The sequence below is a fragment of the Caulobacter sp. GW821-FHT10C03 genome (assembly GCF_059415485.1).
The window spans coordinates 105,108-127,321 of record NZ_JBWKNI010000012.1 but is presented as its reverse complement, the minus strand read 5'-3'; the positions used below and the strand labels follow the sequence as shown (position 1 = coordinate 127,321).

Sequence of the window (22,214 nt, the reverse complement as noted above, 5' to 3'; positions counted from 1 at the left end):
ACGCCACGATGAAAGTGATCCTGCTCGAACGAGTCGAAGGCAAGGGCGTCCTGGGCGACGTGGTGACGGTGAAGGACGGCTACGCCCGTAACTTCCTGCTGCCGCGCCAGAAGGCTCTCCGCGCCAACTCGAACAACCTGAAGGCTTTCGAAGCGCAACGCGCCGAGATCGAAGCCCGCAACGTCCGCAACCGCGAAGCCGCCGGCAAGTCCGGTGAGTCGCTGGACGGCACGCAGTACGTCCTGATCCGTCAAGCTGGCGAAAGCGGCCAGCTGTACGGTTCGGTCGCGGGCCGCGACGTCGCCGACGCCATCAAGGCCGAAGGCGGCAAGGTCGACCGCTCGATGATCGTGCTGGACAAGCCGATCAAGACGCTGGGCGTCCACGAAGTGAAGGTGAAGCTGCACGCCGATGTGACCGTCACGGTCACCCTCAACATCGCGCGCAGCCAAGACGAAGCCGATCGCCAAGCGCGCGGCGAAAACGTCATCGCCTCGCAATTCGAAGAAGATCGCGCTGCCGACGCCGAAGCCGCCCAGGACATGCTGGAAGGTGGCGCCGGTTCGCACGAAGGCGACCACTACGAAGCCTGATCCGTCAGGTCATTCGCAGACTGATGAAAACGGCGCGGAGCAATCCGCGCCGTTTTTTTCTGCGCCAACGGCTAGAATTGCTCAGATTGTAAGCTGCACCCCGGTCAACCAAGTTCGTGTCCGTCTAGCCACCTGTCGGATACAAGAGCCGCATCCATGCGACCCCGCCCGACAGAGTTCGAGAGGGGTTATCTCATGCGTTCCAAACTGCTTCTGCTCGCCGCCGCGTCGGCGTCCGCCCTGGCCTTCTCGGCCCACGCCCAGACCGCGCCCGACGACCAGACCACGGTCGAGGAACTGGTCGTCACCGGCACCCGCACCGCCGGCCGCTCGCGCCTCGACACGGTCTCGCCGGTCGACGTGGTCGACAGCAAGGCCCTGACCCGCCAGGGCTCGACCGAACTGGCCCAGGCGCTGTCGACCCTTGCGCCGTCGCTGAACTTCCCGCGCCCGTCGGCCGTGGACGGCACCGACTCGGTGCGTCCGGCCACCCTGCGCGGCCTCGCCCCCGACCAGACCCTGGTGCTGCTGAACGGCAAGCGCGGCCACGCCGCCGCCCTGGTCAACATCAACGGCGCGGTCGGCCGCGGCTCGGCCGCCTTCGACCTCAACACCATCCCGACCGCCGCCCTCGACCGCGTCGAGATCCTGCGTGAAGGCGCCGCCGCCCAGTACGGCTCGGACGCCATCGCCGGCGTCGTCAACCTGCGCCTGCGCGAAGCCCGCACCGGCGGCGGCGCCACGGCCAGCTACGGCCTCTACGACACCGAGGTGAAGACCGCCCGCGACACCGACGGCCGCAAGGCCCATGACGGCGTCACCTACACCGCCTCGATCTGGCAGGGCTTCACCCTGCCCAACGACGGCTTTTTGACGCTCACCGGCGACTGGTCCAAGCGCAACCCGACCAACCGCAGCGACGTCTCGTCGGCCTTCAGCCCCGGCGTCGTGACCGGCCGCTACGGCGACGCCGAGGTCGAGAGCAAGTCGATCTTCGCCAACGCCGGCCTGCCCCTGAACGAGACCTGGAGCCTCTACGGCTGGGCCGGCTACCAGAAGCGCGAGGGCGAGAGCGCGGCCTTCCCGCGCCTGGCCAACAACGCCAACAACATCGCCTCGATCTATCCGAACGGCTTCCTGCCGAAGATCACCACCGACATCGACGACTACAACTTCGCCTTCGGAACCAAGGGCGAGCTGGGCGCCTACACGATCGACGCCAGCGTCACCTACGGCGAGAACGACATCGACTATGGCGTGAAGGACAGCCTGAACGCCTCGTACGGCCCGACCTCGCCGACCTCGTTCTACGCCGGCTCGATGAAGTACCGGCAGACGGTGGCCTCGCTGGACATCACCCGTCCGCTGGAGATCGCCGCCTTCGCCCAGCCCTCGACCCTGGCGTTCGGCGCGGAATACCGCAAGGAAGGCTATGAGATCGTGGCCGGCGAGACCGCCTCGTGGGCCAACGGCGGCTACAACAACCTGGCCGCCGGCGCGCAGGGCTTCCCGGGCTTCCGTCCGAGCAACGAGGTCGACGTCACCCGCGACAACTACAGCCTCTATATCGACCTCGACAGCCAGATCACCGACAAGCTGGACATCGACGTCGCCGCCCGCTTCGAGGACTATTCCGACTTCGGCTCGACCACGACCGGCAAAATCGCCGCGCGCTACGACTTCACCGACAGCTTCGCCCTGCGCGGCGCGGTGTCGACCGGCTTCCGCGCCCCGGCCCTGCAGCAGCAGTACTTCACCGCCACCTCGACCAACATCATCAGCGGCGTGGCGACGGAAGTCGGCACCTTCCCGGCCACCAGCGCCGTGTCGCAGGTGCTGGGCGCCAAGGCCCTGGAGCCGGAAGAGAGCACCAACTACTCGCTGGGCCTCGTCTATCGCCGCGGCCCGCTGGAAGTGACGGTCGACGCCTACCAGATCGACATCGACAACCGCATCGTGCTCTCGGAGAACATCCAGGGCAGCGCCACCGGCACGGCGACCCAGCAGGCGATCTACACCCTGCTGCAGCCCTATGGCGTGACCACCGCGCGGTTCTTCATCAACGGCGTCGACACCACCACCAAGGGCGTCGACGTGGTGGTGCGCTATCGCCTGGACGCCGAGGCGGCCGGCCGCTTCGACCTGACGCTGGCGGGCAACTACAACGAGACCGAGGTCACCCGCCTGCCGACGACCAACACCCTGTCGTCGCTGCCGGTCCCGCCGACCCTGTTCGGCCGGGTCAACGTCCTGACCTTCGAGCGGGGCACGCCGCGCACCAAGTTCGTCGCCAGCGGCGACTGGAGCAACGGCCCCTGGGGGGCGACCCTGAAGCTGACCGGCTACGGCACCGTGCTGCAGCCCAACGCCACGGCCTCGCTCGACTACTGGACCGGCCGCAAGGCGGTGATCGACCTGGAAGCCCGCCGCGCCTTCGGCGAGAACCTGACCTGGGCCGTCGGCGCCAACAACCTGTTCGACGAGTATCCCAACCGCACCCCGGCGGCCGTCAACAGCACCAGCGGCGTGGTCGGCTTCCCCAACTACTCGCCGTTCGGCTTCAACGGCCGGTTCCTCTACACCCGGGTCAGCTACAACTGGTGAAACCTGACCTGACGTAAGGCGCGAGGGGGACGTGGCGGACGCTGCGTCCCCTTTTGTCGTTCAACAGAGATATACACAGAACATCCCCATTCATCTTCGCCGTTCATCATGCTCTTCCAAGCGCCCGGACGGCGTTCGCGTTAACTTATGACGATGTCGCTCGTACCCGCTCTTGATCTGCGTCCTCCGACGCAGGACTCCCCCGTTATCGCCGTCGCACCGCACAACCTGGAAGCCGAGCAGGCGCTGCTGGGCGTGCTGCTCTACGACAACTCGGCCTATGAGCGGCTGACCGACAGCCTGCAGGGGCGCCACTTCTACGAGCCCTTCCACCAGCGGCTGTTCAGCTCGATCGAGACGCACATCCGCAAGGGCCAACTGGCCGAGCCGATCCTGCTGGCCGACGAGTTCAAGCACGACACGGCGTTCCAGGAGCTGGGCGGCATCCGCTACCTGGCCGACCTGGTGGACCGCGCCCCGCCGGCCGCCAATGTCGGCGACTACGCCCGGGCGGTGTTCGACCTGGCCCTGCGCCGCGACCTGATCCGCATCGGCGGCGAGATCGCCGCGGCCGCCCACGGCCATGGCGACGAAAAGCGCCCGGCCCGCGACCAGATCGAGTCCGCCGAACAGCAGCTCTACACCCTGGCCGAAAGCGGCACGGCCAGTTCCGGCTTCGTCAGCTTCGGCGACGCCCTGCGCGGCGCCGTCGAGATGACCGCCGAGGCCTTCCAGCGCGACGGCGGCATGTCGGGCCTGGCCTCGGACCTGATCGACCTCGACCAGAAGATCGGCGGCCTGCACCCGTCGGACTTGATCGTGCTGGCCGGTCGCCCCTCGATGGGCAAGACCGCGCTGGCGACCAACATCGCCTTCAACGTCGCCAAGAAATACGCCTGGGAGCCGCAGCCGGACGGCAGCCGCAAGACCGTCAGCGGCGGGGTGGTGGCCTTCTACTCGCTGGAAATGAGCGCCGAGCAGCTGGCCCTGCGTATGCTGGCCGACGCCTCGGGCGTGTCGGGCGACAAGCTCCGCAAGGGCGAGATCGACGCTTCGGAGTTCGGCCGGGTGCGCGACGCGGCCATGGAGCTGCAGGAAGCGCCGCTCTATATCGACGCCACCGGTGGTATCTCCATCGCCAAGCTGACCGCCCGGGCGCGACGCCTGAAGCGCCAGGTCGGCCTCGACCTCGTCGTCGTCGACTATCTCCAGCTGGTCACCGGCTCGGACCTGGGATCCAACGCCAGCCGCGTGCAGGAAGTCTCGCAGATCACCATGGGTCTGAAGGCCCTGGCCAAGGAACTGGCCTGCCCGGTCATCGCCCTGTCGCAGCTGTCGCGTCAGGTCGAAAGCCGCGAGGACAAGCGGCCGCAGCTGTCGGACCTTCGTGAATCCGGCTCGATCGAGCAGGACGCCGACATGGTCTGGTTCGTGTTCCGCGAAAGCTACTATGTCGGCCGGGCCGAGCCGCGCGAGGGCACGCCCGAGCACCTGACCTGGCAGGAAGAGATGGACAAGCTGCAGGGCCTGGCCGAGGTGATCATCGCCAAGCAGCGTCACGGTCCCATCGGCACGGTGCGCCTGTCGTTCAACAGCGACACCACCCGCTTCGGCAACCTGTCGCGCGACCACTATTTCCACCAGATGCGGTCGGGCAGCGACGAATAGCGTTTCCTTCCGGACGCGCGCCGGGCGAGGCTCGGCGCGCGATTCAGGAAGAGGCCTCGCTCGATGGACTTCAGCCCCCTGCCCGTCACGACCTTCGTCGGGGCGTTCCTGCTGGCCTTCCCGGCCCTGTTCTCGATCGTCAATCCGGTCGGGGCGGCGCTGATCTTCCACCAGATGCTGGCCGACCATCCGGCCGAGACGCGCCGGCGCCTGGCGCCGACCATCGCGCTCTACGCCTTCTGCATCCTGCTGGGCTCGCTGCTGCTGGGCGGCTACGTGCTGAACTTCTTCGGGGTCAGCCTGGGGGCGCTGCGGGTGGCCGGCGGCCTCGTCGTGGCGATCCGCGCCTGGGCGCTCCTGATGACGCCCGAGGAGCACGAAGAGCGCAAGGCCGACCAGGCCGCCTCGCCCGCCAAGGGCCGGGCCGAGGACATGGCCTTCTTCCCGCTGACCATGCCGTTCACCACCGGCCCCGGCGCGATCTCGGTGGCGATCGCCCTCTCCTCCCAGCGCCCGGCCGAAGGCCATTCGGTCGCGCCGTTCTTCCTGGGCGCCAGCCTGGCCGTCGCCGTCATCGCCCTGATGGTCTGGGCGTTCTACCGCGCCTCGGACCGGGTGCTGGCGCTGCTGGGCGTCAACGGCGCGCGGGTGATGTCGCGGCTGATGGCGTTCCTGCTGATGTGCATCGGCGTGCAGATCGTCGCCAGCGGCGTCGAGGCCCTGGTGACGCAGTTCCTCTCCACCCGGTGACCCGGGCGCGCGCCGGCACGCATCTCCACAGGATCTGCACTGGCCTTGGCGACGCGGGTCGGCTACCTCCGCAGCCGTGACCGAAGCTCGCCTGACCCTCGACCTGGACGCCCTGGCGGCCAACTACGCGACCCTCAAGGCGCAGGCCGGCGGGACCGAGCTCGCGCCGGCGGTGAAGGCCGACGGCTACGGCCTGGGCGCGGGCCTCGTCGCCCGCCGCCTGTGGGACGAAGGGGCGCGGGCCTTCTATGTCGCGCGGCTGTCGGAAGGCGTGGCCCTGCGCAAGGCGCTGGGCGAGCGCGAGGCGGCGATCCACGTGCTGGACGGGGCGACGCCGGGCTCGGGCCCCACGCTGGTGCAGGCCGGGCTGATCCCGGTGCTCAACAGCCTGCCGCAGGTCGAGGCCTGGAACAGCCAGGCCGGCAAGGGAGCGCTGGAAGCGGCGATCCACATCGACACCGGCATGAACCGCCTGGGTCTGCGCCACGAGGAGGCCGCGGTGCTCACGGCCTCGATGGACCGGCTGAAGCATCTGAACGTCTCGCTGGTGATCAGCCACCTGGCCTGCGGCGGCGAGCCGGAACATCCGCTCAACGGCCGCCAGCTGACCCGCTTCACCGACGCGGCCGCCCTGTTCCCCAACGCGCGCCGGAGCCTCGCCAATTCGGCCGGGATCTTCCTGGGCGAGGCCTATCGTTTCGACCAGTGCCGGCCGGGCATCTCCCTCTATGGCGGCGGGCCGCGCGACGTGGCCGACGACCGGATCAAGGCCGTGGCGACGCTCGAAGCGCCGATCCTGCAGGTGCGGGTCGTGCCGCGCGGCGAATCGATCGGCTATGGCGCGGCCTTCACGGCCAGCGAGACCACCCGCGTGGCGATCCTGGCCTGCGGTTATGCCGACGGCGTGCTGCGCTCGACCAGCCCGACCGGCCAGGTGTGGTTCGACGGCGCGCGCCGGCGGATCCTGGGCCGCGTGTCGATGGACCTGATCGCGGTGGAGATCACCGACTGCGACGCCGCCCGCCCCGGCGCGATGGTCGAGCTGTTCGGCCCCAACCTGCCGGTGGACGACGCGGCCGCCGCGGCGGGCACGACCAGCTACGAACTGCTGGTGCGCCTAGCCGGCCGCGCCCGCCGCGTGGTGCTGGGCGAGGCCTGAGGCCCCGCCCTTTTCCCTACTTCGCCAGGCCTTCCAGCCGGCCCGCATCGACCGACGCCACGGCCTTCTTGAGGTCGTCGACGCTGTCGGCCTCGCCATTGGCCTCGATGGTGAAGCGGTTGCCGACCACGATGCTGTAGCTGCCGGACTTGGCCTCGCGGTCCCACTTTTCGGAGACCAGGCGGCCGCCGGTCGTGCTGGTCTTCTCGTAGCCGGTGGCGGTTTCGGTCGAGGTCTGGGCGTTCATGGCCGAGGCCATGGCCGTCAGCCCCGCCAGCGCGCCCAGATCGGTGACGGCCAGGCTGAAGCGGCGGCCGTCCTTCTCGTAGTCGCCCTGGGCCGAGGCCATGCCCGCGCCGTCGGCGCCGGCCGAGTGGGCCTCGAGCGTGGTGCGCGCGAAGCCGCCCGACGAGGCCGGCAGGAAGCCCTTGAGCACGTCGGTCGAGGTCAGCGGCTTGCCCTTGCCGGCTTCAGCCGAGGCGGCGGCGGCTTCCAGCTGTTTGGAGGCGGCCTGCATCTTGCCGAGGTCGACCGTGTTGCCGCCGACCGTCAGCGAGCCGCCGTCGCCGGAGACCTTGGAACTGGCCGCATAGCTGCCGAGCGCGACCGCACCCGCGATCGTGCTGGTGACCAGGGCCACGGCGAAGAACAGCGCGATGGCGCAGACCACCGTCACGGCGGTGTAGCCGAGCGACTTCTCCTTGGACGACTTCATCAGCCGCGGCAGGCCGGTATAGAGCAGGTAGAGGCCATAGAGCCCCAGCAGGCCGCCGATGATCCCCAGCGCCGGGAAGATGCTGAAGATCCCGGCCACCCAGCCGGCGGTGTTGGAATAGGCGGCGACCTTGAAGGCCTGGAGCCTGTTCTTCTGGCCGTCGAAGGACGGCGCCAGGGCGTCGATGATCAGCGCCAGCAGGAACACCGACAGCAGCGACAGGCCATAGGCCACGACCGTGCCGATGATGGCCGGGATCGGCGCGGGCTTGATGACGGCGAGGCCCGGGATCCCGTTGCCGAAGACCAGGCTGCCCACCAGGCCCGCGACCGCCGGAATAGCCGCCAGGATGCAGACGTATCCGACGTAGAGCCCCTTGATGGTGGCGGGTTCCGGGTCGATCCGCTCCCACTCGGCGGATGGAGAAAGTAGAAGCCGCTTCACGCGGCCTACGAGATCGGACGAAACAACTCCGGGTTCGACCACGGACATTTAGGCGCCTCCAGAAAGATCCTGAGTCTGCGCCCCCCGGTGTCTATCTATACGCAACGCGCGCAAAACGGGAACAAGGTTCGGCGACAGGCTGGGCCGATGCAGCTGCGTCCGGCTTTGGCGCAGCGACGCTCCAGCCTGTAGTCTCCACCCATTCGAGAATCAGGAAGACCCCATGGCCCGCGACGGCGCCGTCTACGCCTGCCAGTCCTGCGGGGCGGTTCAGACCAAGTGGGCCGGGCAATGCCCCGCCTGCCAGAGCTGGAACACCCTCGTCGAGGAGGTCGGCGTCCGCGCGCCCGGCAGCCTGTCGGCCACCAAGGCGACCCGCAACCGCGGCCTCCAGTTCACGGGCCTCGAAAGCGACACCCCCGCCCCGCCCCGCATCCTGACCGGCGTCGACGAGTTCGACCGGGTCTGTGGCGGCGGCGTGGTGCCGGGCTCGGCGATCCTGATCGGCGGCGACCCGGGCGTGGGCAAGTCGACCCTGCTGCTGCAGGTCTGCGCCAACGCCTCGAGCCGGGGCGTGTCCTGCGCCTACATCTCGGGCGAAGAGGCCGTGGAGCAGATCCGCGGCCGCGCAGACCGCATGGGCCTGGCCGGCGCGCCGGTGAAGCTGGCGGCCGAGAGCAGCCTGCGCGACATCCTCGACGGGCTGAAACGCGACAAGTTCGACCTGGTGGTCATCGACTCGATCCAGACCATGTGGAGCGACGCCCACGAGGCCGGTCCGGGCACGGTCACCCAGGTGCGCGCCTGCGCCACCGAACTGGTGCGCCTGGCCAAGAAACAGGGCGTGGCCATCCTGCTGGTCGGCCACGTCACCAAGGACGGCCAGATCGCCGGCCCGCGCGTGGTCGAGCACCTGGTCGACGCCGTGCTGAGCTTCGAGGGCGAGCGCGGCTATCCCTTCCGCATCCTGCGCGGGGCCAAGAACCGTTTCGGGGCCACCGACGAGATCGGCGTCTTCGAGATGGGCGACATCGGCCTGCGCGAAGTGAAGAACCCCTCGGCCCTGTTCCTCAACGAAGGCGGGGAGCGCGCGGCCGGGGCGGCGGTGTTCGCCGGCATCGAGGGCTCGCGCCCCGTTCTGGTGGAATTCCAGGCCCTGGTGGCCCCGTCCGCCTACGGAACGCCCAGACGCGCCGTGGTCGGATGGGATTCCGGGCGTCTCGCCATGGTGCTCGCCGTGCTTGAATCGCGCTGCGGCCTTGGTTTTGGCGACAAGGACGTCTATCTGAACGTCGCTGGCGGGCTGAGGATCACCGAACCCGCCGCCGACCTCGCGGCGGCGGCCGCTCTGGCCTCTTCGGCCATGGATGTCGCCCTGCCGCAGGACTGCGTGGTGTTCGGCGAGGTCAGCCTCTCCGGCGAGATCCGGCCAGTGAGCCGAATGGAGTCGCGTTTGAAGGAAGCCGCCAAGCTGGGGTTCGGCCGCGCGCTGGGACCGCTGTCGGGCCTGCCCGAAGGCGGCGGCGCCCTGCCGGTGGCCGGCGCGGCGCGACTGGCCGACGCGGTCCGTAGAATCGAGAACGACATCTGGAGCTCGCACGCGTGACGCCGTTCGACATCATCGCCGGACTGATCCTGCTGGTTTCCGGCGCCGTGGGCTTCTTTCGCGGCGCCTCGCGCGAGCTGACCTCGGCGCTGTCGTTCATCGTCGCCGCCGTCGTCGCCCTGCTGGGCCTGCGCCTGACCGGCCCCCTCTTCCGCGAATTGATGGACCCGGACTGGGCCGCCACGGCCGCCGCGATCCTGGTCACCTTCGTCGTCGCCTTCGTGACCTTGCGCTTCATCGGCGGCCAGCTGACCAAGACCCTGCACGCCGACGGCGCGCTGGGCATGCTGGATCGCCTGGTGGGCCTGGGCTTTGGCCTGCTGCGCGCCCTCGTCGTCCTGGGCGTCTTCAACCTCGTCTTCCACATGGCCACGCCGCGCGACCGCGTGCCGGCCTGGGTGTCGGACTCGATCTTCTATCCGCTGTCCAACGCCAGCGCCCGGGTGCTGAAGGTGTTCGCCCCAAAGGGCGCCGGACTTGCCGGCAAGCTGGCCCCCGCCATCGAGGACGCGGTCCGCGACGGCGCCAGCGACAAACCGTCCGACGCCGACCGTGGCGAAGAAGGCTATGATAAGGACCAGCGTCGAAAGTCCGACGATCTGGTGGAGAAATCGCGATGACGTCTTTCGGCCAGTCGACCGACCGCTTCTCATCCATGCCCTGGCGTGATCCCGAGGATGACACCCTGCGCCTGGAGTGCGGCGTGTTCGGCGTATTCGGCGCGCGGGACGCCTCAGCCATCGCGGCGCTGGGCCTGCACGCCCTGCAGCACCGGGGGCAAGAGGCCTGCGGCATCGCCGCCTTCGACGGCCAGCGCTTCCACACCGAACGCCACATGGGCCACGTCGGCGACGCCTTCACCGGCGCCGACCTCGTCCAGCGCCTGCCGGGCCACATGGCCATCGGCCACACCCGCTACTCCACGGCCGGCGGCAGCGGCATCCGTAACGTCCAGCCGATGTTCGCCGACCTGGAGACGGGCGGCCTGGCCCTGGCCCACAACGGCAACCTGACCAACTTCCTGACCCTGCGCGAGCGTCTGGTGCAGGAAGGCGCGATCTTCCAGTCGACCTCGGACAGCGAGGTCATCCTCCACCTGATCGCCCGCTCGCGTAAGGCCCGCATCGTCGACCGCTTCATCGACGCCATCGGCCAGATCGAAGGCGGCTACGCCCTGGTGGCCATCACCAACAAGAAGATGATCGGCGTGCGCGACCCGCTGGGCATCCGCCCGCTGGTGCTGGGCGACCTGGACGGCAAGCCCGTGCTGGCCTCGGAAACCTGCGCCCTCGACATGATCGGCGCCCGCTTCGTGCGCGACGTCGAGCACGGCGAGATGGTGGTGATCAGCGACACTGGCGTCAAATCGCTGCGGCCGTTCGCGGCCCCGGCCGCCCGCCCCTGCGTGTTCGAATATGTCTACTTCGCCCGTCCCGACAGCGTCGTGAACGGCCGCTCGGTCTATGAGGTGCGCAAGCGCATGGGCCGCCGCCTCGCCATCGAGACCGGCGTCGAGGCCGACGTCGTGGTGCCCGTGCCCGACAGCGGCGTGCCGGCGGCCATCGGCTACGCGGCCGAAAGCGGCCTGCCCTTCGACCTGGGCATCATCCGCAACCACTATGTGGGCCGCACCTTCATCCAGCCGACCCAGGGCGTTCGCGAACTGGGCGTGCGCATGAAGCACAGCCCCAACCGCGCCGTGCTGGAAGGCAAGCGCGTCATCCTGATCGACGACTCGATCGTGCGCGGCACCACCTCGCTGAAGATCGTCCGCATGGTCCGCGAGGCCGGCGCCAAGGAAGTGCACCTGCGCTCGGCCAGCCCGCCGATCAAGTGGCCCGACTTCTACGGCATCGACATGCCGGAGCGCGAACAGCTGCTGGCGGCGACCAAGTCGCTGGAAGAGATGGCCAAGTTCCTGGAAGTGGACAGCCTGGGCTTCCTGTCGGTCGAAGGCCTGTACGAGGCCCTGGACTGCGCGCCGCGCGATCCGGCCGCCCCGCAGTTCACCGACCACTACTTCACCGGCGACTACCCCACGCGCCTGACCGATCGCGAGATCGCCGAGGGCCGCAACGACCAGGTCGAAAAGCAGCTGTCGCTGCTCAGCGCCTGACGCCAGCCTTTCGGGTCCTTCGGCTTGTTCGAAGGACCCAAGCTGCGCTAACCCGGTATACGGCCAATTCGCTTTGATCTTCCGGCCGCTCGGGTCGCCCGCCAACGCCGGGCGACGACCTTTGTGAGAGTCGCCCCTTGGCCAATCCCGTCTCCGCCGTCCTCTCCAAGCTGAAGATCGACGCCTACATCATCGCGCTGTTCAGCATGGTGGTGCTGGCCTCGTTCCTGCCAGTGCGGGGCCAGGCGGCCGAGATCACCGGCTGGGTGGTGAAGGTCGCCATCGCCCTGCTGTTCTTCCTGCACGGCGCAAAGCTGTCGCGCGAGGCCGTGGTCGCCGGGATCACCCACTGGCGGCTGCACCTGACGATCCTGGCCTTCACCTTCCTGCTGTTCCCGGTCCTGGGCCTGGCCATCAGCAAGGCCGGCGTGCTGTCGCCGACCATGGCGGCGGGGATGGTGTTCCTGGCCTGCCTGCCGTCCACCGTGCAGTCGTCGATCGCCTTCACCTCGATCGGGCGCGGCAACGTCGCCGCCGCCGTCTGCGCGGCCTCGGCCTCGAACCTGTTCGGGATCTTCCTGACGCCGGTGCTGGTGGGCCTGCTGATGAACGCCCACGGCGACGTCGGCGGCTGGGAGTCGATCCAGTCGATCGTCGTCCAGCTGCTGCTGCCGTTCGTGGCCGGCCAGCTGGCCCGGCCGCTGGTCGGCAAGTGGATCGAGAAGCACAAGACCCTGGTCGGGCGCGTGGATCGCGGCTCGATCCTGCTGGTGGTCTATTCGGCCTTCAGCGCCGCCGTGGTCGAGGGCCTCTGGCACAAGGTTTCGCCGCTGGAGCTGATCGTGCTGCTGCTGGTCTGCGGCGTGCTGCTGACGCTGGTCATGCTGGCCACCATGTTCGGCGCCCGGGCGCTGGGCTTCTCCAAGGCCGACGAGGTGGCGATCGTGTTCTGCGGCTCCAAGAAGAGCCTGGCCACCGGCGTGCCGATGGCCGGCATCCTGTTCCCCGGCGCGACGGCCGGGGTGCTGGTGCTGCCGCTGATGATCTTCCACCAGATCCAGCTGATGGCCTGCTCGGTGCTGGCGCAGCGCTACGGCGCGCGGCCCGCCGACGAGGCCTGACTAGACAAAGACAAACGCCCGCCAGAGCGTGATAGCCGAAAGCGTAAGCGGTTTCGGCGGCCATCACGCTCTGAACGTAAAATGGAGGCGCAGGAAACGCTCATGACCACCACCGACACGCCGCTGGCCGGCCGCATCGCCCTCGTCACCGGCGCCACGCGCGGCATCGGCCGCGCCATCGCGCTGGGCCTGGCGCAGGCCGGCGCCCATGTCGTGGCCCTGGGCCGCACCCAGGGCGCGCTGGAGGCCCTGGACGACGCGATCCTGGCCGCCACCGGCGAACACGCCACCCTGGTCCCCCTGGACCTGCGCGAGGCCGATGGCCTGGATCACCTGGGCGCGGCCCTGCACCAGCGCTTCGGCAAGCTGGACATCCTGGTCGGCGCGGCCGGCGTGCTGGGCGCCCTGACGCCGGTGGGTCACCTGGACCCCAAGGGCTGGGACATGATCCTGTCGACCAACCTGACGGCCAACTGGCGGCTGATCCGGGCCATGGACCCGCTGCTGCGCGCCTCCGACGCCGGCCGGGCCATCTTCCTGACCAGCAGCGTCGCCAAGAGCCACCGGGCCTTCTGGGGCGCCTACGCCGCCTCCAAGGCCGGGCTGGAGGCCATCGTCGACTGCTATGCCGACGAGATGGAGAACACCGCCGTGCGGGCCTTCTGCATCGACCCGGGCGCCATGCGCACCAAGATGCGGGCGCTCGCCTTCCCGGGCGAGGATCAGGCCACCGTGCAGGATCCCGCCGAGATCGCGCCCTTCGTCGTCGACCTGGCTCGCCCTGAGCGCGAGCCTCCGCGAGGCGTCGTTCGCTTCAAGGAACGAGGCCAGGAAGCCGCCAGTCTCGGCTGAACGGATGGCTGTTAAGCAATCCCAGGTGCAGATTACGTATTCCAAGTAAAATCAGGATATCCGAAATCGCGGATTTCGCCGGATCGTCTACGATCTGCAATAAGCTCTTGAGTCGACAATGGGACTTAAGGCGTTGAAATTGTTGCTCGCGTCAATCCGACGCACCTGATGCAAGATTTCGAAGAACGTTGTTAAGCAGGGAATAACGGATCAAAGCTCACCCTTGGGTCGTGGCGAACCCCGCCGCTAGCCTTCCGGCGGAGCTCGGATCCGATGTCATTCCTGTCGTTCAAGCGCGGTCGCGATACGGCCGACCAGCGCCTCGCCGAGCTCGAGGCCACCGTCGCGGCGATCCATCGCTCGCAGGCGGTCATCGAGTTCGAGCTCGACGGCACGATCCTGACGGCCAACACCAACTTCCTGAAGACGGTGGGCTATTCGCTGGAAGAGATCCGCGGCCGCCACCACAGCATGTTCGCCGATCCGGAGTTCGCCCGCAGCGACGAGTACAAGCAGTTCTGGCTGAACCTGGGCCGCGGCGAGTTCTTCGCCGGCAAGTTCCAGCGCCAGGGCAAGGGCGGCGTCGAGATCTGGATCCAGGGCGCCTACAACCCCGTGTTCGACGCGGACGGCAAGCCCTGCAAGGTCATCAAGTTCTGCACCGACATCACCCAGGCCGAGCATGAGCGACTGGCCAACGAGACGCTGCGCAAGACCGAGGCCGAGCAAGGCGCCGTGGTGCTGACCCTGGCCGACAACCTCAAGCGCCTGGCCGCCGGCGACCTGACCGCCGACATCACCGCCGCCTTCGACGGCCGCTTCGCCTCGATCAAGAGCGACTACAACGCCGCCCTGGCCGCCCTGCGCGACGCCATGAACCAGATCGGCTCGTCGACCAACGGCGTGCACAACGGCTCCAACGAGATCACCGGGGCGTCGGAAGACCTTTCCAAGCGCACCGAGCAGCAGGCCGCCGCCCTGGAAGAGACCGCCGCGGCCCTGGACGAGATCACCGCCACCGTGCGCCGCAGCGCCGAGGGCGCCCGCTCGGCCTCGACCGCCGCCTCGACCACGCGCCAGGAGGTCACCCGCTCGGGCGAGATCATGCGCGACGCCATCGAGGCCATGGGCGAGATCGAGCAGAGCTCGGGCAAGATCGGCCAGATCATCGGGGTGATCGACGAGATCGCCTTCCAGACCAACCTTCTGGCTCTGAACGCCGGGGTGGAAGCCGCCCGGGCCGGCGAGGCGGGCCGCGGCTTCGCCGTCGTCGCCCAGGAAGTGCGGGCCCTGGCCCAGCGCTCGGCCGAGGCGGCCAAGGAGATCAAGACCCTGATCGCCAACAGCAGCGCCCAGGTCGACCGCGGCGCCAAGCTGGTGGTCGACACCGGCCAGTCGCTGAACGGCATCGTCGGCCGCATCGCCGAGATCGACACCCTGATTTCCGAGATCGCCCAGTCGGCCCACGAGCAGGCCACGGGTCTCAACCAGGTCAACACCGCCATCAACCAGATGGACCAGGTGACCCAGCGCAACGCGGCCATGGTGGAGGAAGCCACCGCGGCGGCCGCCTGCCTGCGCAACGAGGCCTCGTCGCTGGCCGAGCTGGTCTCGCGGTTCGACACCGGGACCCAGATCGCCAAGGTCGCGCCGGCCGCCGCCGCGCCCCGCGCCCCGGCGCCCCGCAGCCCCGTCGCCGCCGCGCACGAGCGCATCGCCCAGTCGTTCCGCCCGGGCGTGGCCGTGGGCCAGGACTGGGAAGAGTTCTAGACCCCTCCCCGCCCTGGCTGACGGGTTAGCGGCCCTTGGGCTTGCCGCCGGGCGTCTTGTTGCCGCGCACCACGCGCGAACCGGCCACCGGACGACGCGGACCGCCGGCCTTGCCGCCCGCGGCCTTGGTCCCGACCTTGTAGCTCGGGGTGGTCGAGACCTTCTTCTGGGCCTTGGGACCCTGCGGCTTCACCGACTTGACCGCCGCCTTGCCGGTATCGGCCTTGGCCGGCGCCTCGCCCTTGGCGGCATCGGCCTTGATGGCCCCAGCGCGCTTGCCAGAAGCGGGCTTGCTGGAAACGGCCTTGGTCGGGACAGGCTTGCCCGGCCCGGCCGCGCTGTCGTCCGCCGGCGCCTCGGCCAGGATCGCCGCCCTCTGGGCCGACTTCTTGACCGTGTTGCGCGAGGCCTTCAGGCGCGCCTTCTCGGCTTCCTTCTTCTCGAAGGCCCGTTTGCCACGAACCACATGCCCCTGCTCGGGCTCGGCATAGGGGTTGGCGCCCGACTTGATGGTGATGCGCAGCGGCACGCCCGGCAGGTCGAAGCTTTCCCGCAGGCTGTTCACCAGATAGCGCCGATAGTGATCGGGCATCTGGTCGGCGCGGCTGGAGAACAGCACGAAGGTCGGCGGCCGGGCCTTGGTCTGGGCCATGTACTTCGGCTTCACGCGCTTTCCGCCGACCGAGGGCGGCGGGTGGCGTTGCATGGCCAGTTGCAGCCAGTCGTTCAGGTCGCGGGTCTTGACCTTGGTCGACCAGTCGCGGTGCGTCTTGATCACGGCCGGCATCAGGCGCTCGACGCCGCGGCCGGTCTCGCCCGACAGCGCCACGACGGGCGCGCCGCGCAGCTGGGGCAGCATGCGCTCGGCGTGCTCGTTGAATTCCTTCAGGATCTGGCCTGGATCCTCGATCAGGTCCCACTTGGCCAGCACGAAGACGACGCAGCGCCCTTCCCGCTCGGCCAGGTCGGCGATCTGCAGATCCTGGGTCTCGAACGGGTGGGTGGCGTCCATCACCAGCAGCACGACCTCGGCGAAGGTCAGCGAGCGGATGGTGTCCTGGGTCGAGAGCTTCTCGAGCTTCTCGTTGACCTTGGCCTTCTTGCGCAGGCCGGCGGTGTCGACGAGGCGGATCTTGCGGCCGTCCCAGGTCCAGTCGACCGAGATCGAATCGCGGGTGATGCCGGCCTCGGGGCCGGTCAGCAGGCGCTGCTCGCCGATCAGGCGGTTGACCAGGGTCGACTTGCCGGCGTTCGGACGGCCGATGATGGCGATCTTGATCGGCTTGGTGTCGTCGTCGTAGTCCTCGAACTCTTCCTGCAGCTCGTCGGGCGTCACCGCCAGCAGCGCCGCATAAAGGTCGGCCATGCCCTCGCCGTGCTCGCCGCTGATCGGGATCGGCTCGCCCAGGCCCAGGCGGTGGGCCTCGGCGGCGCCGGCCTCGGCCTGCTTGCCTTCCGACTTGTTGGCGGCGACCACCACCGGCTTGTTCCGGCGGCGCAGCATCTCGGCGAAGATCTTGTCGAGCGGCGTCAGGCCCTCGCGGGCGTCGAACACGAAGAGCGCGACATCGGCTTCGTCGATGGCGAGCTCGGTCTGGGCGCGCATGCGCGCTTCCAGGCTCTCGTCGGTGACGTCCTCGAAGCCGGCGGTGTCGATCAGTTCCAGATCGAGGTCGCCGAGGCGGCCGTGCGCGAAGCGGCGGTCACGGGTGACCCCCGGCTGATCGTCGACCAGGGCCAGCTTCCTGCCGGCCAGACGGTTGAACAGCGTGGACTTGCCCACATTGGGGCGGCCGACGATGGCGAGTTTCAAAGGCATAGGCGGTCAGTAGTCGATTTTTCTGGTCCCGGCAAAGCAACAAGCCCGGGCCGGCGTTTCCGCCAGCCCGGGCCCGGGACGATTTGTGTTGCGCCGGGCCCCGAAGGGAGCCCGGAAAGTATCAGCGGATCGCGATCAGCTGGGCCTCGTCGGTCACCAGATAGACCTTGTCGCCGACCGCGATCGGCGACAGCAGGACCGGCGAACCGATCTTCAGGGTCTTTTCCTTTTCACCGGTCTTGGCGTTCAGGGCCACGGCCTCGCCGTAGCTCGACACCGTGATCAGGCGGCCCGAAGCCAGGATCGGGCTGGACCAGATGCGCGGGTGCTTGGCCAGCTTCTTCTTCTGCTTCTTGCTGAGCTTGTCGCTCTCGTTGAGATCGCGGATCCAGTGGACCTGGCCGCCGTCACGCGAGACGCAGATCACCTGGCCGGCCTTGTCGACCACATAGACCACGTCGCCGGCCGCCCAGGGGGTGGTGATGGCGGTGACCGGCAGGCTCCAGCGGGCCTGGCCCGTGCGCAGGTCGGTGGCCGAGAACACGCCCGAGTGACTGACGGCGTAGACGTCGCCCTTGTAGATCACCGGACGGCCGGCGATGTCGCGGATTTCCGACAGGGCGTTGGTGCGGCTGGCGCGGCTGAGGGCCTCGCTCCACAGGTCGTTGCCGTTGCCGGCGCGCAGGGCCACCAGTTCGCCCGAGGCGAAGCCGGCGACGACGGTGTCGCCGCTGACCGCGGGGCTGGAGGCGGCCAGGATGCGGGCCGGCTCGATCAGGGCCTGGTAGGTCCAGCCCGGCGTGCCGTCGGCCGCCGCGAAGGTCAGCAGTTCGTTGTCGGTCGAGACCACGAACACGCGGCCATCGACCACGGTCGGGGCGGCGTGGACCGGCGTGCTGGTGGGCTGGCGCCAGTTTTCCTTGCCGTTGGCCGCGTCGATCTGGGCCACGAAGCGGAAGCCGGACGAGACGTAGAGCTTGCCGTCGGCATAGGCGATGCCGCCGCCGAAGCCCTCGGTGTCGCCCTTGTCGCCGCCGATGCCGAAGAAGCCGCGCTTGCCCGGCTGGGCGGCCGGACGCAGGTCCTTGCGCCACAGGGTCTCGCCCGTGGTCGCGTCAAGCGCCGAGACCTTGGCCTCGCCGTCCATGACGAAGATCTTGCCTTCGGCCGAGACCGGGGTCGCGGTGATGTGGAAGGTGCGGTTGGCCTTTTGGCCAAAGCTCTTTCGCCAGGCGATCTCGACGTCCTTGGCGGCGGCGACGTGCTCGACCGACTGCTCGGGCGAGCCGCCCGGCAGACGCCAGTCGGCCTTGGGCTGGGCTTCCGGCAGGAAGAAGTCGACGCCCTTCAGGCCGTCGGCGGCCTCGACCTTCTGGTCGAAGGCGATGACCGAGATCCGCTGGCCTTGCGTGGCCTGGGCCTTGTTCTTCTCGTCCTTGCCGAACGGATTGAGTTTCGAAACCGTCGAGCAACCGGTCACCGACACTGCGGCCGACATCATCGCGGCGAGCAGCAGGGAGCGCTTCAAAGTCATGGGTCGGCGGCTCATCGAGCTTGGGGTTGCAGGCCCGGCGGCAGCTGGCCGGGCGCGAGTTGGATCGGCGGCGGCAGAGCGACGGCGGCCTTGACGGCGGCCGGCAGCGACTTGGCCGAGCCGGAGTCGATCATCTGGATAGCGGCCTGGGCCCGCTGGCGCGTGTCGTCGGACGCATCCGACAGCAGCGACAGCACGACGAAGTCGCCGCGCGCGTCGGCGCTCTTGCCCGCCTGCAGCTTCGCGAAGGCCAAGGCCTCCTTGGCTTGCACGCGGTAAGGGCTCTTCTCGCCGGTCAACGGGGTCAGCCTCGACTCGATCTCCTGATAGGGAGCCGTGTCCATGAGCGCGAAGGCGGATTTGAGGCGAGCTATGTCACCCATGACAGGATCGGGAGCAATCTTGGCCGCTTCGTCGAAATAACCGACAGCTTCGGCGGTCTTGCGCTCGTCCAGGCGGATGCCGCCCATCTGCATCAGGGCCAGGGCGCGGTAGCCCGCATTGCCTTCCTTCGACAGCTTTTCGAACTCGCCGAAGGCCTTGGCCGGGCCTTCCTTCTCGTAGGATTCGAGGGTCGCCTGGACGGCTTCCGACGCCTTGTTGGCGCGGTTGGTCTCGTACGTCGTCCAGCCCCACCAGCCGCCGACGCCCAGGACCGCGACCGCGGCGACCGCGCCCAGGACGGGCAGCGACTTCAGCGCGAAGGTCTTGTAGCGGTCGGAGCGAAGCTGCTCTTCGACCTCGTCAAACACATCGACCACGAACGAGGCTCCGGTACGGGCGCGGGAAGCGCCGGGACGTCGAGAACCGGAAGGGTTTCCGGACGACGCAAGGTTGAACATCAAGTCGCCACGGCCCCTGGCCGCGACGCAGGCGGCGAACCTATAGCGTGTCCGCCGCCGCCGCAACGGCGGGATCAGGGTCCTTCTCCCCTTGCGGGAGAAGGTGGCGGCGAAGCCGACGGATGAGGGGTTTCTCAAACGTTCGAGGCTTCGCCCAGGTTCGTGGCGGATGGTTTTGAGAGACCCCTCACCCGACCTCCTTCGGAGGCCACCCTCTCCCGCAAGGGGAGAGGGGAAAAGAGGTCAGTCCTTCTTGGCGTAGTACGTCTCGGCCGCGCCGGGGAAGCTGCGGTCCTTGACGTCGCGGGCGTAGTCGGCGGCGGCCTTTTCGATCTGGCCCTTCAGGTCGGCGTAGCGGCGCACGAACTTGGGCGTCCAGTCGAACAGGCCCAGCATGTCGTCGCTGACCAGCACCTGGCCGTCGCAGCCGGCCGAGGCGCCGATGCCGATGGTCGGCGGGGCGATCGTCTCGGTGATCTCGCGGGCCAGGGCCTCGGCGACGCCCTCGACCACCACGGCGAAGGCGCCGGCCTCGGCGGTGGCGCGGGCCTCGGCCAGGATCTTCTGGCGGCCTTCCTCGTCGCGGCCCTTGGCCTTGAAGCCGCCGTCGACCAGCACCGCCTGCGGGCGCAGGCCCACATGGCCCATCACCGGCACGCCGCGATCGACGAGGTAGCGGATGGTCTGGGGCACGGTGGGGCCGCTCTCGACCTTCACGGCCTGGGCCCCGGTCTCCTTCATGATGCGGACGGCGTTGGCGTAGGCCTCTTCCGGCGCGCCCTCGTAGGAGCCGAAGGGCATGTCGACGACGACCATGGCCTTGCGGGAGCCGCGCATGACCGCCTGGCCGTGCAGGATCATCATCTCCATGGTCACGCCGACCGTGTTGGGCAGGCCGTGGACGACCATGCCCAGCGAATCGCCGACCAGCAGCACGTCGCAGGCGTCGTCGAGGGCGGCCGCCACCGGGGCGGTGTAGGCGGTGAGGCAGACGATCGGAACGCCGCCCTTGCGGGCGGCGATATCGGGGGCGGCGAGACGGCGGACCGTCTCCTGGCGATGGGCGGACAAGACTCGCTCCGGCTCTCTTCGATGACCGGAGCGCGACGGGGGCCGCCCTCCGGAATTAGAACTCTTCGACCAGTCGGGTGACGGCGAAGGCCAGAGCGATAGCCGCAAGCGCCGCGCCAAGCCACAGGGTTTCGACGCTGGCCGGCGTGGCGACGAACTGGTCGATCCGCCCCATCAGCTTGTCGACGCCCATGTCCATGCTGGTGACGCCCTGCGCGGAAGCGTGCTGCAGGTCCGAGGCGAAGCGGCTGGTGATCAGTTGCCCCACCGCCACCACGCCGGCGACGGCGCCGGCCGCGCCGATCAGCAGGCGACGCATGGCCCAGCCGCGATCGAGCCGCCGCTCGACCTTGGCCTGAAAGGCTTCGGCGTCGGAAAAGGCCGGCGGGGCGGCGAACAGCCGCGAAAGCTGGGCGTCGAAGTCGCGATCAACCATGACCTTCCCTCCGCGCAGATGAGTCCGGTGACGGGGCCAGTCTGGCCCGGAGCTTATCGAGACCACGTTTGACATGGGATTTGACCGTCCCGATCGGGATATTCAAGGCCTCCGCCGCCTCGGCGTGCGACCAGTCGGCGCCGTAGCACAGCGAGACGCACAGCTGCTCGCCGCGCGACAGGCCCTTGAGAGCCTCGTCCAGGTCGAGCCGGTCGCCCGGCGAGGCGCTGGTCGCGGGCGAAGGATCCTCCGGCGTCTCGTCCGAGAAGATCAGGCGCGAGTCGCGCTTGACCTTGCGCAGATAGAGCCGCGCGGCGGTCTTCTTGATCCAGCCGCCGAAGGAGCCCTCGCCGCGATATTCGGCGATCTGCTCGAAGCCGACCAGGAAGGCGTCCTGGGCGACGTCGTCGGCCGTGGCCGGATCGGCGCCGAGGCGACGCAGCAGCCCCCGTACGGCCGAGCCGTGCCTGCGCACGAGCTCCCCGAAGGCGGCGCGGTCGCCGGTGGCGGCGAGGGCCGCCAGCTCGACGTCGTGACCGGTGGTTGGCGGGCGTTGAACACCCATGATGACAAGTCCCCTCTTCCCCAGCGGACGGCCTCAGTTCAGAGGCCGCGCGCCCTTGTTGGGGTTGAAGAAGCTCAGGACCACATAGGCGACGCCGATCAGGGCCGGGATGGCGGCGACGCCGAGAATCGGGTGCAGCGCCTCGTTCTCGACCTGGCCGAGCATGAAGCCCAGCACGGCGAGACCGCCGCCGACGGCGATCAGGATCACGCCCACGCGCATGTCGCGCAGGGCCGAGGATTCCTTCGGCGGTTTGACTTCCTTGCTCAGCGCCTCGATCAACTCGGGCGGCAGCGCCTGGCCCTTCTCAATGGCGGCGCGGACGGTGGCCTGCATCTCCCGGCGCTCGCGGCTCTTCAGCCACATCGGGATGCAGACGATGCAGACGACCATGATGAACGGCGCCAGCGGCACCAGGATGCCAAGTTCCATGACTCGTTCCCCTCGGAATGTTTTCGACGAGAGCCTGTCGCTTTCGTCTCGTATAGGGAAGAGGCTTTGGCGGCGCCGTTTGGAGGCGCCTAGCGAGATGAAACTTTCGTAAGGCGG

At 68.8% G+C, this 22,214-nt stretch carries 19 protein-coding genes; 11 read left to right on the top strand and 8 right to left on the bottom strand.

What is annotated here, in order from left to right; translation table 11 throughout:
* Positions 1–8: 8 nt before the first annotated feature.
* The 5 genes from rplI to alr all read left to right on the top strand — a co-directional run bounded on the left by rplI (position 9) and on the right by alr (position 6,774).
* Positions 9–593: a 50S ribosomal protein L9 gene (gene rplI / locus AC07NG_RS16705; protein WP_487288722.1), complete on the top strand. Its 585-nt coding sequence runs from the start codon at positions 9–11 to the stop codon at positions 591–593.
* Positions 594–788: 195 nt separating this feature from the next.
* Positions 789–3,197: a TonB-dependent receptor plug domain-containing protein gene (locus AC07NG_RS16700; RefSeq protein ID WP_494595192.1), complete on the top strand. Its 2,409-nt coding sequence runs from the start codon at positions 789–791 to the stop codon at positions 3,195–3,197.
* Positions 3,198–3,344: 147 nt separating this feature from the next.
* Entirely contained in the window at positions 3,345–4,865 is a 1,521-nt protein-coding gene (locus tag AC07NG_RS16695; RefSeq protein ID WP_492855514.1) for a replicative DNA helicase, read from the top strand.
* A 63-nt stretch (positions 4,866–4,928) separates the two neighbouring features.
* On the top strand, positions 4,929–5,615 hold the full coding sequence (locus AC07NG_RS16690) for a MarC family protein (protein ID WP_492855516.1): 687 nt from the start codon (positions 4,929–4,931) through the stop codon (positions 5,613–5,615).
* Between the two features lie 76 nt (positions 5,616–5,691).
* Positions 5,692–6,774, top strand: a complete 1,083-nt coding sequence (gene alr, locus AC07NG_RS16685; protein WP_494595189.1) for an alanine racemase — start codon at positions 5,692–5,694, stop codon at positions 6,772–6,774.
* 16 nt (positions 6,775–6,790) lie between these two features.
* Here alr and AC07NG_RS16680 read toward each other — a convergent pair whose 3' ends face one another.
* Positions 6,791–7,981, bottom strand: a complete 1,191-nt coding sequence (locus tag AC07NG_RS16680; protein ID WP_494595188.1) for a Yip1 family protein — start codon at positions 7,979–7,981, stop codon at positions 6,791–6,793.
* Positions 7,982–8,156: 175 nt separating this feature from the next.
* Between AC07NG_RS16680 and radA the strand changes: the two genes are divergently transcribed.
* The 6 genes from radA to AC07NG_RS16650 all read left to right on the top strand — a co-directional run bounded on the left by radA (position 8,157) and on the right by AC07NG_RS16650 (position 15,398).
* Positions 8,157–9,539 (top strand): DNA repair protein RadA, encoded by a 1,383-nt coding sequence (gene radA / locus AC07NG_RS16675; RefSeq protein ID WP_487288729.1) that lies wholly within the window; start codon positions 8,157–8,159, stop codon positions 9,537–9,539.
* Entirely contained in the window at positions 9,536–10,159 is a 624-nt protein-coding gene (locus AC07NG_RS16670) for a CvpA family protein (protein ID WP_492855519.1), read from the top strand. The genes radA and AC07NG_RS16670 overlap by 4 nt, the downstream gene beginning before the upstream one ends.
* Positions 10,156–11,655, top strand: coding sequence for an amidophosphoribosyltransferase (gene purF, locus AC07NG_RS16665; RefSeq protein WP_487288731.1), 1,500 nt, complete (start codon positions 10,156–10,158; stop codon positions 11,653–11,655). Before AC07NG_RS16670 ends, purF begins: the two co-directional genes overlap by 4 nt.
* A gap of 137 nt (positions 11,656–11,792) precedes the next feature.
* Positions 11,793–12,776: a bile acid:sodium symporter family protein gene (locus tag AC07NG_RS16660; RefSeq protein ID WP_110117817.1), complete on the top strand. Its 984-nt coding sequence runs from the start codon at positions 11,793–11,795 to the stop codon at positions 12,774–12,776.
* Positions 12,777–12,878: 102 nt separating this feature from the next.
* Entirely contained in the window at positions 12,879–13,628 is a 750-nt protein-coding gene (locus tag AC07NG_RS16655; RefSeq protein WP_492855520.1) for an SDR family NAD(P)-dependent oxidoreductase, read from the top strand.
* Between the two features lie 273 nt (positions 13,629–13,901).
* On the top strand, positions 13,902–15,398 hold the full coding sequence (locus AC07NG_RS16650) for a methyl-accepting chemotaxis protein (RefSeq protein ID WP_494595185.1): 1,497 nt from the start codon (positions 13,902–13,904) through the stop codon (positions 15,396–15,398).
* 25 nt (positions 15,399–15,423) lie between these two features.
* Here AC07NG_RS16650 and der read toward each other — a convergent pair whose 3' ends face one another.
* The 7 genes from der to AC07NG_RS16615 all read right to left on the bottom strand — a co-directional run bounded on the left by der (position 15,424) and on the right by AC07NG_RS16615 (position 22,097).
* Positions 15,424–17,217, bottom strand: coding sequence for a ribosome biogenesis GTPase Der (der, locus tag AC07NG_RS16645; RefSeq protein WP_494595183.1), 1,794 nt, complete (start codon positions 17,215–17,217; stop codon positions 15,424–15,426).
* Between the two features lie 121 nt (positions 17,218–17,338).
* On the bottom strand, positions 17,339–18,751 hold the full coding sequence (locus AC07NG_RS16640; protein ID WP_494595182.1) for a PQQ-like beta-propeller repeat protein: 1,413 nt from the start codon (positions 18,749–18,751) through the stop codon (positions 17,339–17,341).
* Positions 18,752–18,762: 11 nt separating this feature from the next.
* Positions 18,763–19,512, bottom strand: coding sequence for a tetratricopeptide repeat protein (locus AC07NG_RS16635; protein ID WP_110117811.1), 750 nt, complete (start codon positions 19,510–19,512; stop codon positions 18,763–18,765).
* A 324-nt stretch (positions 19,513–19,836) separates the two neighbouring features.
* Complete coding sequence (panB, locus tag AC07NG_RS16630; protein ID WP_487288739.1) at positions 19,837–20,664, bottom strand: 3-methyl-2-oxobutanoate hydroxymethyltransferase; 828 nt, start codon at positions 20,662–20,664, stop codon at positions 19,837–19,839.
* A 55-nt stretch (positions 20,665–20,719) separates the two neighbouring features.
* Positions 20,720–21,100 carry a hypothetical protein gene (locus AC07NG_RS16625; protein WP_487288740.1) on the bottom strand — a complete coding sequence of 127 codons (381 nt, stop codon included), beginning with the start codon at positions 21,098–21,100 and terminating at the stop codon, positions 20,720–20,722.
* The gene (locus AC07NG_RS16620) at positions 21,093–21,665 is read right to left on the bottom strand and encodes an RNA polymerase sigma factor (protein ID WP_487288742.1); all 573 of its coding nucleotides are present in this window, start codon (positions 21,663–21,665) and stop codon (positions 21,093–21,095) included. Before AC07NG_RS16620 ends, AC07NG_RS16625 begins: the two co-directional genes overlap by 8 nt.
* Positions 21,666–21,698: 33 nt before the next feature.
* On the bottom strand, positions 21,699–22,097 hold the full coding sequence (locus tag AC07NG_RS16615; RefSeq protein ID WP_487288743.1) for a DUF6249 domain-containing protein: 399 nt from the start codon (positions 22,095–22,097) through the stop codon (positions 21,699–21,701).
* Positions 22,098–22,214: the final 117 nt, after the last annotated feature.

Coding starts and splice junctions, on each gene's coding strand:
- rplI (WP_487288722.1), top strand. CDS start 9: ATGAAAGTGATCCTGCTCGAACGAGTCGAAGGCAAGGGCGTCCTGGGC.
- AC07NG_RS16700 (WP_494595192.1), top strand. CDS start 789: ATGCGTTCCAAACTGCTTCTGCTCGCCGCCGCGTCGGCGTCCGCCCTG.
- AC07NG_RS16695 (WP_492855514.1), top strand. CDS start 3,345: ATGACGATGTCGCTCGTACCCGCTCTTGATCTGCGTCCTCCGACGCAG.
- AC07NG_RS16690 (WP_492855516.1), top strand. CDS start 4,929: ATGGACTTCAGCCCCCTGCCCGTCACGACCTTCGTCGGGGCGTTCCTG.
- AC07NG_RS16680 (WP_494595188.1), bottom strand. CDS start 7,981: ATGTCCGTGGTCGAACCCGGAGTTGTTTCGTCCGATCTCGTAGGCCGC.
- radA (WP_487288729.1), top strand. CDS start 8,157: ATGGCCCGCGACGGCGCCGTCTACGCCTGCCAGTCCTGCGGGGCGGTT.
- purF (WP_487288731.1), top strand. CDS start 10,156: ATGACGTCTTTCGGCCAGTCGACCGACCGCTTCTCATCCATGCCCTGG.
- AC07NG_RS16655 (WP_492855520.1), top strand. CDS start 12,879: ATGACCACCACCGACACGCCGCTGGCCGGCCGCATCGCCCTCGTCACC.
- AC07NG_RS16650 (WP_494595185.1), top strand. CDS start 13,902: ATGTCATTCCTGTCGTTCAAGCGCGGTCGCGATACGGCCGACCAGCGC.
- der (WP_494595183.1), bottom strand. CDS start 17,217: ATGCCTTTGAAACTCGCCATCGTCGGCCGCCCCAATGTGGGCAAGTCC.
- AC07NG_RS16640 (WP_494595182.1), bottom strand. CDS start 18,751: ATGACTTTGAAGCGCTCCCTGCTGCTCGCCGCGATGATGTCGGCCGCA.
- AC07NG_RS16625 (WP_487288740.1), bottom strand. CDS start 21,100: ATGGTTGATCGCGACTTCGACGCCCAGCTTTCGCGGCTGTTCGCCGCC.
- AC07NG_RS16620 (WP_487288742.1), bottom strand. CDS start 21,665: ATGGGTGTTCAACGCCCGCCAACCACCGGTCACGACGTCGAGCTGGCG.
- AC07NG_RS16615 (WP_487288743.1), bottom strand. CDS start 22,097: ATGGAACTTGGCATCCTGGTGCCGCTGGCGCCGTTCATCATGGTCGTC.